The sequence below is a fragment of the Tsuneonella sp. HG249 genome (assembly GCF_053819205.1).
Map to the genome: position 1 here is coordinate 1,084,411 of NZ_JBSOQY010000001.1, position 14,271 is coordinate 1,098,681.

Sequence of the window (14,271 nt, forward strand, 5' to 3'; positions counted from 1 at the left end):
ACGTTACATACGTTCCGCAAGTGCAATCGCGTTGCGGAGAGCTACCGACAAAATCGAATCAGCGAATGGGGCAGTCCGGCGAGAGGCGGAAATCGAGATACTTGTCGACCGACAGCATCATGTCCTCGACTTCGTGCTCGAAGAAATGGTTCGCCCGCGGAATCTCGTCGTGGTGAATCGTGATGTGCCGCTGCGTGCGCAGCTTTTCCACCAGCTTGCCGACCGAACTCGGCTGGACGACGGTGTCCTGCGCGCCGTGGACGAAGATGCCGCTCGCGGGGCAGGGCGCGAGGAAGCTGAAGTCGTACATGTTCGCCGGCGCCGATACCGAAATGAAACCGCGCACTTCCGGGCGGCGCATCAGCAACTGCATGCCGATGAGTGCGCCGAAGCTGACCCCGGCGACCCAGGTCGTCTGGGCTTCGGGGTGGATCGATTGCACCCAGTCGAGCGCGCTTGCCGCATCGCTCAGCTCGCCGACCCCGTTGTCGAAGCTGCCCTGGCTGCGGCCGACGCCGCGGAAGTTGAACCGCAGCGTCGCGAACCCGCGGTCCACGAAAGTCTTGTAGAGCCGCTGAACGATCCGGTCGTTCATGGTGCCGCCGCCATGGGGATGCGGATGAAGGATCATTGCCACCGGCGCGCGTGGGCGCGGAGCCGGGCTGTAACGGCCTTCGAGGCGGCCTTCGGGGCCGGGAAAGATCACTTGAGGCATGAAACGACCTAGTTCGAGCTGGGCACGAGGCTGCCGGCTGGCGCCCCGCGGGTGGGCGGCTATATAGGCGCGAAGGCGAAAATCGCAATCGTGACAAATCCCCGCATCTATCTCGACCACGCGGCCACCACGCCGCTGCGCCCGGAAGCGTGCGCGGCGATGCAGCAGGGGTTCGCGCTATGGGCCAATCCGTCGAGCCCGCACAGCGAAGGCCGCCGTGCGCGGGCTGCGCTGGAGGACGCACGGGAGCGGTTCAAGCTCGCGCTCGGTTGGGAGGGCGAGGTCATTTTTACCTCCGGCGCGAGCGAGGCGGCGGCGCTGGCGCTCGATGCCGCCAACGCGGTGCACGACGTGGCCAGCGCGGTCGAGCACGATGCGGTCCTGCGCGGAGATCGCCCGGAATGGACCTTGCCCGTGCGCGGCGACGGCGCTGCCGATGTCGTGGCGCTCTCGGACGAAAGCCGGCCCTCCGATCTGCTGGTCGATGATCCGGAGAACCGCTCGCTGGTGGCGGTGCAGCACGTAAATTCCGAGACCGGCAATCGCCAGCACATCGGCTTCGCGGCGGAGGTGGTCCACGATAACGGCGGCCTGTTGCTGGTCGATTGCGCGCAGAGCGCCGGGAAGTTCGAGCTGCCCCAGATGGCGGACATGGCGATCGTCGCCGCGCACAAATTCGGCGGGCCCGTCGGGGCGGGGGCGTTGCTGGTCAAGGACTATGCGATGCTGCATCCCGGCGGAGGGCAGGAGCGCGGCTATCGCCGGGGGACCGAGAACCTGCCGGGCGTGCTGGGAATGGTCGCCGCGCTGGAGGCATGCGGCGAACCCTATGTCGATCCTGCAGTTCTCGAGCCGCTGGATGCGTTTGCCGCGGAAGTACGCGCGCTCGGCGGGGAATGGCTGGCGGACCGCTTGTCCGATCCGACGCCCTACATCCGGGCGATCGCCATGCCGGGAATATCGGCGCAGGCGCAGCTCATGCGCTTCGACGGTGCAGGGATCGCCCTCAGCCAGGGTTCGGCCTGCTCGTCGGGAACGATGAAGCGCAGCCATGTGCTGACCGCGATGGGACTTGCCGACGAGATCGCCGATCGCACCATCCGGGTCAGCTTCGGCTGGACCACCACCCGCGCCGAGGTGGAGCGGTTTTGCGAAACCTGGCTCGCCATGGCACGGGGAAAGGGATGATAATCTACCTCGACTACCAGGCGACCACGCCGCTCGCTCCCGAAGCGCGCGAGGCGATGATGCGCTGGCTCGGCGGGCCGGAGAGCGAAGGCTTTGGCAATCCCCACTCCTCACACCGCGCGGGGCGTGGGGCGAAGGCGGCGGTCGAGGTCGCGCGCGAGCAGGTCGCCGCGCTGATGCCCCCCGGAGGACGGGTGATCTTCACGGGCAGCGCGTGTGAGGCGGTCAACCTTGCGATGCGCGGTTGCGGAAGCGCGGGCCCGGTCGCCTACTCCGCGATCGAGCATGCGGCGGTGCGCGATACCGCGCAGGCGCTGGGCAATGCCTACGAGTTGCCGGTCGACAGCGATGGCCTGACCGATCCCGACACCGAGCTTGCCCCGGGCACGCGCCTCGTCGCCGTAATGCAGGTGAACAACGAGATCGGGACGGTTCAGCCGACGTCACAGTGGGCGGCGCGGGCGAGGGAGGCGGGCGCGCTGTTCCTGTGCGACGCGGTCCAGTCGTTCGGCAAGATGCCGATTGCCGACGCGGACCTCGTCGCGGTGAGCGCGCACAAGGTCTATGGGCCCAAGGGAATCGGAGCGTTGTGGGTGCGGGACGGGGTCGAGCTGACGCCGCAGATCACCGGGGGGCTGCAGGAGGAATACCGTTCCGGCACCCTCAGCCCCGCGCTCTGCGCCGGGTTCGGGGCGGCCGCCGCGCTTGCGAATGAAGCGCTTGATCGGGACGCGAAGCATGTTGAATCGTTGTGGAATCGCGCGCGGCAATTGTTCGACGGGTGGGAATTGAACGGTAGCGCGGAGAATCGCTGGCACGGCAACCTCAACCTTTGCCGTGAGGGTCTCGATGTGGCCCGGCTGATGAGCGATTGCCGCGAGGTGATGTTCTCCGCTGGCAGCGCTTGCGCCAGCGGTTCTGGGCGCCCGAGCCATGTGCTCCGGGCGATCGGCCTGTCCGACGAGCAGGCCAAAAGCTCGATCCGACTGGGCTTCGGCCGCTACACCACGCTCGCCGAAATCGAGCAGGCCGCCGCGCTGATCAACGCCGCGGCGGAGGCGCAATGATCCGCGTCACCTTCACCGATCCGCGCGGCGCCCTGGTCGAAGCGGAAGCCGAGCCGGGCGACAACCTGTTGCGGCTGGGCCAGGCCAAGGGGCTCGCGCTCGAGGGCACCTGCGAAGGGCAGATGGCGTGCTCGACCTGCCACGTGATCGTGGCGCCCGAATGGTTCGACCGCCTGCCGCCCGCGAGCGAAAATGAAGAGGACATGCTCGACCTCGCCGCCGGGGCGGTGCGCACCAGCCGCCTGTCGTGCCAGATAGAACTGACGTCGAATCTCGACGGGCTCGCCGTGCGCGTGCCCGCCGAGGCGCGGGACATGCGGCGGGTCTGAACCGGCGCGCATAAACCGCTGGGCCAATCGCAAAAGGCCGGTAAACGCCGGTCGGTCATTGCCTTCGAGGGAAGATTCGCATGCGCCTGGTTCTTGCTCTTCTGCTGGCCGCGGCTCCGGTCTCACTCGGAGCCGGCGTTTCGCCCGCGTGGGCCCAGACCGCCAACGCCGAAGCGCGCGATCCCCGGCTCAAGGCCTGGTTCGACGCGAAGTACGAAGAGCAGCTGCAGATGAGCCCGCTCTCGCTGACGGGCCTCGGCCGCAAAGAGCGCTACGGCGAGATCGACGATTTCTCGCTCGCGGCGGCCGACGCCCAGCTCGCCTGGCAGAAGGCGACCGTGGATGAACTGAAGCGCAGCTTCGATTACGGCAGCCTCTCGCCCAGCGACAAGCTGTCGTACGACATCTGGGTGAGCAATTACGAGCAAGCGGCCGCCGGGCGGCGCTTCCGCGACAGCAACTACGTCTTCACCCAGATGCAGGGCGTCCACGCGGCGCTGCCCTCGCTGCTGATGTCGCAGCACCGGGTGGATACGCGCCAGGACATGGTCGACTATATCAGCCGGGTTTCCGGAATCGGCCGGGCGATGAGCCAGCTCACCGAGATCGCGCGGGACCGAGCCGCGAATGGCGTCCGACCGCCCTATTTCGCTTACGACATCGCCACCGCCGAAGCGCGCAGGCTTTCCGCCGGCGCGCCGTTCGATGATGGAGCCGACAACGCGATCTGGGCCGACGGCAAAGCCAAGATCGCCGCGCTCGCTGCTAAGAACGCGATTTCGAGCGAGGATGCCGCGGCGCTCACCGCCTATCTCGCCGAGGCGCTGAGGGACGGGTACGCGGACGGATACAAGGAGTTGATCGCTTTCCTCGAAGCCGATCGCCCCAATGCTGCGGCGGTCGCCACCGGGGTCGGCGCATTGAAGGATGGCGCGGCCTTTTACGCGCAATCCTTGACCAGCCGCACGACGACCGAGATGACGCCCGATGAGGTCCACCGCCTGGGCTTGAGCGAAGTCAAACGCATCCACAAGGAGATGGAGGCGATCCAGCGTAAGGTCGGCTTCAAGGGCGATCTCAAGGCATTCTTCGAGCACGTCAGGACCAAGCCCGACAATTATTTCGCGCAAGGCGACGATGGTGCCAAGCAGTATATCGCGGAGGCCGACGCGGCGATCCGCCGCATCGAGCGCCAGCTGCCGCAGTATTTCGGCCTGCTTCCGAAAGCAGCGCTCGAGGTGCGCCGGGTCGAACCGTTCCGCGAGCAGGCGGGCGGAGCCCAACACTACCGCACGGGCACGCCGGACGGCTCGCGGCCCGGGATCTACTACGCCCACCTCGCGGACATGACGGCGATGCCCAAGAACGTGCTGGAGGCGATCGCCTACCACGAGGCGCTTCCCGGCCACCACATGCAGCTTTCCATCGCGCAGGAATTGGCCGGTGTGCCGGAGTTCCAGAAGCGGGCGTTCTACGGAAGCTATATCGAGGGCTGGGGGCTCTACGCGGAGAAGCTCGCCAAGGAGATGCCCGGCACCTACACCGATCCGTATTCGGACTTCGGCCGCCTGAGCAACGAACTGTGGCGGGCGATCCGTCTGGTGGTCGATAGCGGAGTTCACTCGAAGGGCTGGACCGAAGATCAGGCGATCGCCTACTTCAGCTCCAATTCGGCCACGCCGCTCGAAACCGTGCGCAACGAAGTGCGCCGCTACATCGTCTGGCCGGGCCAGGCGACCACTTACAAGGTCGGCGAACTGCGGATCCTCGCGCTACGTGCGGAGGCGGAAAAGGCGCTCGGCAAGCGCTTCGACATCCGCGGGTTCCACGATGCGGTGCTCGGCGCCGGCTCGCTGCCTCTGACGCTGCTCGACCGCCGCGTGCGCGAGTGGATCGCGGCGGAAAAGGCCAAGTCGTGAGGCAGGCGTGACGCACCGGCCCGCGCCGTAGGTGACGGCGCGGGCGGGCGAACTAGTTCGTGGACGTAGACGCCAGCTTGCGGCGGACGGTCACGAAGGCGGCGACGGCACCCCCTATCGGCAGCGCGAGAGCAAGCAGCACGATCAGGACCGCAGCCAGACCGCCGAAGATGCCGCCCAGCGCCCCCAGCGCGCCCTTGACCGGCGCAGTGAACTCGCTCGCGGCGCCCGAGGGCGGCGCGTAGTCGATGTCGAGCTTGCTGAACGCGACGCGTCCTTTGGTCTCGGCCAGCCAAGAGCGCGCCTGATCGATCTCCTCGTTGACGGTCGCCACGCTGCGCTCGGCCTCGACCAGTTCCTGCACGCTGCCCTTGCGGGTGCGCAGGACCTCGAGCAGCCGATCTCGCAGTTCCTCGCGCGTCCGGATGCGCGCTTCGGTGTCGACAATCTGTTTGGACACTTCTTCGCTGCCGATGGTGGAAGAGGCGATTTCAGCGCCAGCGTCGGCCGCTTCGTCTTCCAGCAGCGCGGTCACCGCGCGTGCGTGGTTGGAGGCGACCGCCAGCGAAAGCTTGCCGCGCACATCATCGTCCTGGGCGCGGCCCGAAAGATCCATGCCGACGATGCGGCACGAGGCGGGACCCTGCTGCTCGCAAACGTTGGCGTGGCGCCGCATCAGCTTGCCGATACCGGCGGGTTCAAGTTCGAAGGCCATGCCGTAATCGTAGGCCAACTGGGGCATGCCCGCAGGGATTGGCGGAAGGTCATTGGCGACCGTGGTGTCGCTCGCCGCTTCGCGGGATTCGGGCACACTCTGCGTTGCGGCGGCGTCGGCGGACGCCCCAGCCATGGCCTCAGACATCTCGCCGCCTTGCTTCTCCTGCCCGCAAGCAGTCAAAGCCAGCACGGCTACACAGCTGAAAAGAAAACTGTTTTTCATTTCACTCTCCTCTCACGCCCCATTCCCGCCGCAATTGTGCCTCATTTTGGCCATAATGCAAGCGGCCTCGGTCGGTTCCGCTAGTCGCGGGGGACAGCCACAGGGAGAGGCGTTGAGCGCGGAGCCGCCGCGCTGCTAGGGGGCGGCGCATGGCCGACGTGATCGACAGCGAGAAAGACCCGTTCGACCTCATCGTCGACGCCCCGTTCGACAGCGCGCTGTCGGAGCGGTATCTCGTCTATGCGCTCTCCACGATCACGGCGCGCTCGCTGCCCGACCTGCGCGATGGGCTGAAGCCGGTGCATCGGCGCCTGCTGTGGGCGATGCGACAGTTGAAGCTCAACCCCACCGACGCGTTCAAGAAATCCGCGCGCGTGGTCGGCGACGTAATTGGCAAGTACCACCCGCACGGCGACCAGTCGGTCTATGACGCGATGGTCCGCCTCGCGCAGGATTTCTCGCTCCGATATCCTTTGGTCGAGGGGCAAGGCAACTTCGGCAACATCGACGGCGATAACGCCGCCGCCTATCGCTACACGGAGGCGCGGCTGACGCGTACCGCGCTGCTGCTGATGCAGGGGCTCGACGAAGGCACGGTCGAGTTCATCCCGACCTACAACGGCGAGGAAGAAGAGCCCGAGATCTTCCCGGGCCTGTTCCCCAACCTGCTCGCCAACGGATCGAGCGGAATCGCCGTCGGCATGGCGACCAACATCCCCAGCCACAACGTCGCAGAAGTGCTCGACGCGACGCTGGAGCTGATCGACAACCCGCACGCCGAGCACGCGCGGCTGATGGAGCTGTTCCATGGGCCGGACTTCGCCACCGGCGGGCTGGTGGTGGATAGCGCGGCGACCATCTCCGCCGCTTACGAAACCGGCCGCGGATCGTTTCGCATCCGCGCGCGGTTCCATGCCGCCGAAGCGAAGGACGCGGCCGACCAGCAGGCGGGCGTCGAGCGGCTCGGCGCCGGCCAGTGGCAGCTCGTCGTCAGCGAGATCCCCTACCAGGTGCCCAAGAGCAAGCTGATCGAACAGGTCGCCCAGCTCATCGCCGACCGCAAGCTGCCGATCCTCGAGGACGTGCGCGACGAGAGCGACGAGCAAATCCGCATCGTTTTCGTGCCCAAGAGCCGCAACGTCGATCCGGAGCTGCTCAAGGAATCGCTCTACAAGTTGACCGATCTCGAGACCCGCTTCGGGCTCAATCTCAACGTGCTCGACGCGCAGCCCGGGCCCGATGGCGATATCCGCCGCACGCCAATGGTGATGGGGCTCAAGGAAGTCCTGCTGCACTGGGTCGCCAGCCAGATCGACATCCTCCAGCGCCGCAGCCGCCACCGGCTAGAGCAGATCGCCCGCCGGCTGGAGCTGCTCGAAGGCTACATCATCGCCTTCCTCAACCTCGACCGGGTGATCGCGATCATCCGCGCCGAGGACGAGCCCAAACCGGTGCTGATGGCCGAGTTCGAACTGACCGACCGCCAGGCCGAGGCTATCCTCAACATGCGCCTGCGCAGTTTGCGCAAGCTCGAGGAAATGGAGCTGCGGCGCGAGCACGACCAGCTGCTGAAAGAGCAGGACGAGCTCAACAAGCTGCTCGAAAGCCCGGCGCGCCAACGCACCCGATTGAAGCGCGACCTCACCAATCTGCGGAAGGAATACGCCGAAGACACCCCGCTCGGCCGCCGCCGCACGACCATCGCCGAGGCGGCGCCGACGGTCGAATACGATCCGTCGGCGATGATCGAGAAGGAGCCGGTTACGGTCATCCTCTCGGCCAAGGGCTGGATTCGCGCCGCGCGCGGGCACTTGCCTCTGGACCAGGACTGGAAGTTCAAGGAAGGCGACGGACCCGCCTTGGCGCTCCATGCGCAGACTACGGACAAGCTGCTGCTCGCGGCCGACGACGGGCGCTTCTTCACCATCGGCGCCGACAAGCTGCCGGGCGCCAGAGGGTTCGGCGAGCCGCTGCGGACCATGCTCGACATCGATTCCGAAGCGCAGGTAATCGCGGCGATGGTGCACAAGCCGAAGGGCCAGCTGCTGCTCGCCTCGACGAGCGGCAAGGGCTTCGCCGCCGAGACCGACGAACTGCTCGCCGAGACCCGCAAGGGCCGCCAGGTAGTGAACCTGAAAGAGGGGCAGAAACTCGTTGCGGTGCGCGAGATCGCGGCCGCGCACGATCACGTCGCGGTCGTCGGCGACAACCGAAAGCTGGTGGTGTTCGCGCTCGAGGAAGTGCCGATCCTCAGCCGCGGGCAGGGGGTGACCCTGCAGCGTTACCGTGACGGCGGGCTGGCCGACGCTATCACCTTCACCCTAGCTGACGGCCTGAGCTGGGCGATGGGCGGCGAGAGCGGGCGGACCCGGACCGAAGACGATGTCTGGCAATGGAAGGTCGCGCGCGGCGCCGCCGGACGCTTGCCCCCGCGCGGCTTCCCCAAGGACAACAAGTTCTGAAACGTAAAACGGGCCGAAGAGCGCTCGACGCCTCCGACCCGTTCCGCGACCCGAGGGCTCTGCTTTGCAGATTACCTTCGGTTAGGGGCCAGCTAATATCGGTCACAAAACCGCCGCAATCGTTCTGCGGTGAAACGAAGATATTGCGGGACGGTCTCCGCTCAGCTGCGGCGGGCGAGTTCCTCGTCGAGCAGGCGTTCGACCCGCTGGCGCCCCGGAAAGCCTTCCTTGACCCAGCGCTGTTCCACCGCCTGCAGCAGCCTCGCCACATCCGGCCCGGCCGCGATGCCGCGGGCGACGATTTCGCCGCCCTTGAGCGGAAGCCGGGGCACCTCCCACCCGGCCAGCACGGCGGGATCGCCACCGGTGAGCAGCAGGCGGTCTACCGCGCACGGCACGCCCACCGCCCAGGCGAGCGCGCGCGGATCGTCGCCGTCGCGCATGTCCCGCGCCGCCGCGCAGGCCAGGCGCCCGCGCTGGCTCTTCGATAGCCTAAGCCGTGCGGCCACGGTTTCGGCCACTGGCGGTACAGCCGGCAGCAGCGCGGCGAGACGGCGGATCGCGTCGGGCGGGAGGCCGGCCGCGTCCTCGGCCGCGATCAACCCGACGAGCTTTTCGACTTCGTGCTTGCCGCACTCGGGGAGGATTACCTGGAGCACGCCCAGCTGTCGCATTCGCGCCAGGGTAGGGGACGGATCGGGTAGCGAGAGCAGGTTCTGCAGTTCCCACCCCACGCGCTCGCGGCTGAGGCCCTTTAGGCTGGGGGCTAGCTCGGCGCAGGCCTCCTCGGAAGCGGCGTCGAGCTGCGCGCCGAAGCGTGCCTGAAACCGGAAATAGCGCAGGATGCGCAAGTAATCCTCGCGGATCCGCTGGCGGGCGTCGCCGATGAACCGCACGCGTCGCGCGGCCAGGTCGTCGAGCCCGCCGAAATAGTCGAACACCTCGAGCGTGGCGGGGTCGGCATAGAGCGCGTTGATGGTGAAATCGCGCCGCGCGGCATCCTCCCGCCAGTCGTTGGCGAACGCAACCGTGGCGCGCCGGCCGTCGGTCGAGACGTCCTTGCGCAGCGTGGTGATCTCGACGTTGCCCCCTTCGAGGATTGCGGTGACGGTGCCGTGATCGATGCCGGTGGGGATCGTGCGGATGCCCGCGGCATCGAGCCGGCCGATCACTTCGGCTGGCGGGAGCGGGGTCGCCGCGTCGATATCGTGCACTTCGTGATCGAGCAGCGTGTCGCGCACGGCGCCGCCCACCCAGCGCGCATTGCCAGCTCCCAGCGCGGAAACGAGCCGCGCCAGTTCGGGGCGCCGCGTCCATGCGGCCGCGGGCAGCTCAGCCATCGAACAGTTCCGCCAGTTCGAGCCGCCGTGAGAGGTTGCCGATGATCGCCGCGGTGATCCCCCAGATGCGATGCTGCTGCCAGACAATCTCGAAGTAGGTGCGCGGCGCGCCTTCCCACTCGACCGTGCGCGGGACCTGGTTGGCGGGATCGAGCACGTATGCGAGCGGCGGCTCGAACCACTCGGCCACCTCGTGGGGGTTGGGTACCAGCGGCAGGTCGGGCGGGATGACGGCGAGAACCGGGGTGACGTCGAACCCCGTGCGGGTGCGGAACGGGTCGGTGGTGCCGATCACCTGCACGTGGCGGGGATGGAGGCCGAGCTCCTCGTGCGCCTCGCGCAGGGCGGCGGCGACCGCATCTTCGCCCGAATCGAGCCGTCCACCGGGAAAGGCCGCCTGGCCGGCGTGCTTGCGCATTGTCTCGGGGCGGTGGGTCAGCAGCACGCCCGGCTCCGGCCGATCGGTCACCGCGATCAGAACTGCCGCGGCGTGGAGATCTTGCGTTGGCGCCATCGCGTCGGTGAGCAGTTCGACGTCGCGCGAATGCCCCGCCTCGAACACCTTCGCGAGGCGGTCGAACAGCGTGTTCATGCGGGCACCAGCGAGTAGCTTTGGCCCTGGCTTGTCACCTTCCAGTCGGCATCCGCCAGCAGCGCCAGCTGCTCGTAAGTCGATCGGTTGAGCCGGGCCTCACAGCCGCGGCGGACGGCGAGGTATAGCGCCGGCGTTTCGACATCGCCGCGCGGCGTGAGCGGATGCTCCGCCCCGGCGATGACGATCTCGTCGGTGTTCAGGCGGAAAGCGAGCGCGCCGTCCTTCGCGGTCACATCGATGGCGACGAAGCCAGCGTCCTCGACCGCGATCGACAGCTTCTGCACCGGGGTCACCAGCCAGTGCCCCTCAGCGTCACGCATCAGCAGCGAGGCGAAGGCGCGAACCATTGCCGGGCGGGCGATCGGGCTGCCTTCGTGGGTCCAGGTCCCGTCGGCGAGGATCATCATATGGCTGTCACCCACGTTAGAGGGCGACCACTGCTCGACCGGCGGCAGCTTGCGTGCCTCGACCGCCTCGGCGAGCTCGGCCAGCGACAGTCCGGCAATCTCGGGAGGAGGGTCGTAGGGCATCGGCGCGGCGATGCCAGATGTGCGTCAGTTCGCCAAGCGGGGCGGCCAGGGACCCAGCATGCCGTCGGGCGGCAAGGTCGCGCGGTTGTCGCAGCGGACCAGCAGGCGCCCCGGTTCCCAGGGCCCGGGGCAGTGCCAGCCGCGCGGCGTCTCTTCGAAGCCGAAGCGGCCGTAGTACGAGGCATCGCCGATCAGCACTTGCGGCAGCGGGGCCGCCGGATCGATCGCTCCCAGCGCGGCGGCCATCAGCGCCTTGCCGTATCCTTCGCCCTGATGCGCCGGCAGCACGGCCACCGGCCCGACCATCAGCAGCGGATGTGCGCGGCCTTGCGGGTCGGTGAGGGCCGCCGGCGAGACGTGGATCGCGCCGACCAGCCAGTCGTCGTCGTCGAGCGCTGCGAAGCTCAGCGCGGGCAGCGGCTCGGCGTCCCCCCGAATGAGATACGAGGTGCGCTGCTTGCGCTCGGGCTCGAACGCGGCGTCGAGCAATTGCTCGATCTGCTGCGGGTCGACCGTGGAGAGGGGCACGATGCTCGGCATTGGGCGCGCGCCGATAAGGACCCGCCTCCCCGCTGTCGAGCGTTAACGGGCCGGGCGGAGCTCGAGCAGCCGGCCGCCGGCCTTGTCCTCCAGCAGCCAGATCGCGCCGTCGGGGCCCTCGACGATCTCGCGGATGCGCTTTTCCATCGGGTAACGGGCGAGCTCGGTTGCCTTCTCCCCGTCGATTCCCACGCGCACCACGCCCTCGGGGCTCATCGCCGCGATCAGCGCTTGCCCTTTCCACTGGGGCCACAGCTTGCCCGAGTAGAAGATGAAGTCGCCTGGCGCGATCACCGGGTTCCAGGCGATCGCGGGTGCGGCGAATTCGGGGCGGGTCGAGTGCGGCGGGATTACCTTGCCGTCGTAATGGTCCCCTTCGGAGACCACCGGCCAGCCGTAGTTCGTGCCCTTGCGGACGAGGTTGAACTCGTCGCCGCCAGCCGGACCGTGCTCGAGGTCCCACAGCCGCCCCGACGAGTCGAACTTGAGGCCGAGGATGTTGCGATGGCCCCACGACCAGATGTCCTGCGCCTTGCCAGCTTGCCCCACGAACGCGTTGCCGCTCGCCGGGGTGCCGTCGAGATTGAGCCGGACGATCGAGCCCAGGTTGTTCGAAGTGTCCTGCGCGGGGTCCATTTTTTGCCGGTCGCCGCTCGCGACGAACATCGTCTTGCCGTCGGGCGCGAAGACGATCCGGTGCGAATAGTGCCCGCGTCCGGTGACCTTGGCCTGCCGCCAGATCACCGTCATGCCTTCGATGCGGCAAGCGTCGGCTTCCTCGCACGCTAGCTGGCCGCGCCCGACAACCGCGCCGCGGGTATCGCCGTCGCCGGCTTCGGCCCAGGTCAGATAAATCGTCCGCCGGTCGAGCGTCGCGCTACGCTCGCTAGGCAGGAAAGCCACGTCGCCGAGGCCGCCCTGGCCGCCGTAGTCGACCTTGGGCACGCCACTTACCGTTCCGAGACGCCCGCTGGGCAGATCGACAAACTTCATTGTCCCGCTGCGCTCGGTGACGAACAGCACGTTGGTACCGGGGGCGAAGGCGGCCGCCCACGGCTCGTTGAATGCGCTATGCTGGGTCACCGCGAACGGCGCCCCCGCTTCGGCGGTGGGGGCCGGTGTCGAGCGCGCATCCACAGCGCTGTCCCCGGTGGCCTGCGCGCCGCAGCTTGAAAGCGCGAGCGCGGCGGTGGATAGAAGCGCGAATAGGGTCGGTCGCTTGGTCAACATGTTCGCAGGAACTCCTCATCCATCTTTCGGCCTATCGCCCCTCGTCGTCGGTGTCGACGAGGCCGGCCGGGGCCCACTGGCTGGCCCGGTTGTCGCCGCTGCGGTCGCGCTGTGCAAGCCCCGCCCCGCGGGGATCGACGATTCGAAGAAGCTATGTTCCGAAAGCCGGGCGCGCGCCGACGCTGCGATCCGCCGTCGCTGCGCTTGGGCCGTGGGAGTGGTCGAGGTCGATGAGATCGATCGGCTCAACATCTTCCATGCGACCATGCTGGCGATGACGATCGCGGTCGCTCGGCTGGCCGAGGTGCTGGAGTGCGACCCCGAGCTTGTGCTGGTCGACGGCAACCTCACCCCGCACGGGCGGCGGCCTGAATGGCGGTGGGCGGCCAAGCCCATCGTCGGCGGCGACGCCAGGGAGCCTGCGATCGGTGCGGCGAGCATCGTCGCCAAGGAATGGCGCGACCGCATCATGCGGGAGCACGCCAAGGCACACCCGCATTACGGGTGGCAGACCAACGTCGGGTACTCGACGCCCGAGCATCTGCGGGCGCTTGTCGAGCACGGCCCGTGTCCGCTCCATCGGCGCAGCTTCGCGCCTGTGGCCCAGAGCGGGCTCGCCTTCGCCTAGGCGAAGGCTTTCGCGCGGAGCTCTTCGATATACCGTTTTCCGAACGCTTCCGCGGAAGCGGCATCGGGCTGCAACCCGCCGGCCTCATCGTTGGCCTGCTGGAGCTCATCCCGGCTGTTTACCCTTGGAAAGCGCTCTTCGGGAACGGCAACGCCCAGAAAGCGACATAGCGGTTCCCAGCCGTCCTTAGGGTGGAAAACCAGCAGCCGTTCGGTCGGTATAGCATCGATCACCAGTTGATTGCGCCGGGTGTACCAGTCGGTCATGAACCGGCGATCGGTGATATCGCCGCCGCCGAAATGGGCGAAGATGGCGCCCTGCATCATGTCGCCTGCTGGGCTTCCGCGCAGCCCGCCCTGCATCGCTTCGGAGAAGATGGTTTCGCTGACCGACTCGAACCAGCTATCGGGATCGCGCACGGTGAGGACCACCTTGGCCTGCGGATAATAGTCGGCAAGCTCGTGCCAGTAGCTGCACGCCGGGTAGTCGGTCGTCGAGCGGAAGCCGCGAAACACTTCGTCCCAGTCGGGACGCCCGGCGATCACGCCCAACCACAGCGGCACCTGCCGGCGCGCGTCGGCGAAGACTTCGGCCATGTGGTGGCAAGGTCCGAAGCCCAGATGCTCCAGTGCGAACTTGGTCGAGAACGTGGCATTCCGGCCCAGTCCCGCCCCGATGACTTCAAGCGCCATGATTCCCCCATCATCGCGACCCGGTGCCAAAGCTGAACCGCGCTTGTCGGTCGGGCAAGCGCCAAATCCGCCCACATCGTTTCCCCAGCGGTTGGC

14 protein-coding genes are annotated in these 14,271 nt (G+C 67.6%); 6 read left to right on the forward strand and 8 right to left on the reverse strand.

Annotated elements, in window-relative coordinates:
* Positions 1–58: 58 nt before the first annotated feature.
* On the reverse strand, positions 59–715 hold the full coding sequence (locus ACWPM1_RS05380; protein WP_455693807.1) for an alpha/beta hydrolase: 657 nt from the start codon (positions 713–715) through the stop codon (positions 59–61).
* A 90-nt stretch (positions 716–805) separates the two neighbouring features.
* Here ACWPM1_RS05380 and ACWPM1_RS05385 point away from each other — a divergent pair, with 90 nt between their 5' ends.
* The 4 genes from ACWPM1_RS05385 to ACWPM1_RS05400 all read left to right on the forward strand — a co-directional run bounded on the left by ACWPM1_RS05385 (position 806) and on the right by ACWPM1_RS05400 (position 5,218).
* Positions 806–1,903 (forward strand): cysteine desulfurase family protein, encoded by a 1,098-nt coding sequence (locus tag ACWPM1_RS05385; RefSeq protein ID WP_455693808.1) that lies wholly within the window; start codon positions 806–808, stop codon positions 1,901–1,903.
* Entirely contained in the window at positions 1,903–2,970 is a 1,068-nt protein-coding gene (locus ACWPM1_RS05390) for a cysteine desulfurase family protein (RefSeq protein ID WP_455695129.1), read from the forward strand. Before ACWPM1_RS05385 ends, ACWPM1_RS05390 begins: the two co-directional genes overlap by 1 nt.
* Positions 2,967–3,299 carry a 2Fe-2S iron-sulfur cluster-binding protein gene (locus ACWPM1_RS05395; protein ID WP_455693809.1) on the forward strand — a complete coding sequence of 111 codons (333 nt, stop codon included), beginning with the start codon at positions 2,967–2,969 and terminating at the stop codon, positions 3,297–3,299. The genes ACWPM1_RS05390 and ACWPM1_RS05395 overlap by 4 nt, the downstream gene beginning before the upstream one ends.
* 80 nt (positions 3,300–3,379) lie before the next feature.
* Positions 3,380–5,218, forward strand: a complete 1,839-nt coding sequence (locus ACWPM1_RS05400; RefSeq protein ID WP_455693810.1) for a DUF885 domain-containing protein — start codon at positions 3,380–3,382, stop codon at positions 5,216–5,218.
* Between the two features lie 52 nt (positions 5,219–5,270).
* Here ACWPM1_RS05400 and ACWPM1_RS05405 read toward each other — a convergent pair whose 3' ends face one another.
* Positions 5,271–6,080, reverse strand: a complete 810-nt coding sequence (locus ACWPM1_RS05405; protein WP_455693811.1) for a DUF4349 domain-containing protein — start codon at positions 6,078–6,080, stop codon at positions 5,271–5,273.
* A 227-nt stretch (positions 6,081–6,307) separates the two neighbouring features.
* Here ACWPM1_RS05405 and parC point away from each other — a divergent pair, with 227 nt between their 5' ends.
* Positions 6,308–8,620: a DNA topoisomerase IV subunit A gene (parC, locus tag ACWPM1_RS05410; protein ID WP_455693812.1), complete on the forward strand. Its 2,313-nt coding sequence runs from the start codon at positions 6,308–6,310 to the stop codon at positions 8,618–8,620.
* A 161-nt stretch (positions 8,621–8,781) separates the two neighbouring features.
* On the opposite strand, the gene ACWPM1_RS05415 is transcribed toward parC, so the two are convergent.
* The 5 genes from ACWPM1_RS05415 to ACWPM1_RS05435 are packed head-to-tail and all read right to left on the reverse strand — an operon-like array spanning position 8,782 to position 12,855.
* Complete coding sequence (locus ACWPM1_RS05415; RefSeq protein WP_455693813.1) at positions 8,782–9,960, reverse strand: CCA tRNA nucleotidyltransferase; 1,179 nt, start codon at positions 9,958–9,960, stop codon at positions 8,782–8,784.
* Positions 9,953–10,552: a CoA pyrophosphatase gene (locus ACWPM1_RS05420; protein ID WP_455693814.1), complete on the reverse strand. Its 600-nt coding sequence runs from the start codon at positions 10,550–10,552 to the stop codon at positions 9,953–9,955. Before ACWPM1_RS05420 ends, ACWPM1_RS05415 begins: the two co-directional genes overlap by 8 nt.
* Positions 10,549–11,085, reverse strand: a complete 537-nt coding sequence (locus tag ACWPM1_RS05425) for a DUF1285 domain-containing protein (protein WP_455693815.1) — start codon at positions 11,083–11,085, stop codon at positions 10,549–10,551. Before ACWPM1_RS05425 ends, ACWPM1_RS05420 begins: the two co-directional genes overlap by 4 nt.
* Positions 11,086–11,109: 24 nt before the next feature.
* Positions 11,110–11,625: a GNAT family N-acetyltransferase gene (locus tag ACWPM1_RS05430; protein ID WP_455693816.1), complete on the reverse strand. Its 516-nt coding sequence runs from the start codon at positions 11,623–11,625 to the stop codon at positions 11,110–11,112.
* Between the two features lie 42 nt (positions 11,626–11,667).
* Positions 11,668–12,855, reverse strand: a complete 1,188-nt coding sequence (locus ACWPM1_RS05435; protein ID WP_455693817.1) for a PQQ-dependent sugar dehydrogenase — start codon at positions 12,853–12,855, stop codon at positions 11,668–11,670.
* Between ACWPM1_RS05435 and ACWPM1_RS05440 the strand changes: the two genes are divergently transcribed.
* On the forward strand, positions 12,854–13,483 hold the full coding sequence (locus tag ACWPM1_RS05440) for a ribonuclease HII (RefSeq protein ID WP_455693818.1): 630 nt from the start codon (positions 12,854–12,856) through the stop codon (positions 13,481–13,483). The two genes, ACWPM1_RS05435 and ACWPM1_RS05440, sit on opposite strands and share 2 nt — an antisense overlap.
* Here ACWPM1_RS05440 and ACWPM1_RS05445 read toward each other — a convergent pair.
* A complete protein-coding gene (locus ACWPM1_RS05445; protein WP_455693819.1) occupies positions 13,480–14,175 on the reverse strand; it encodes a sulfotransferase family protein in 696 nt (231 codons plus the stop codon). The two genes, ACWPM1_RS05440 and ACWPM1_RS05445, sit on opposite strands and share 4 nt — an antisense overlap.
* Positions 14,176–14,271: the final 96 nt, after the last annotated feature.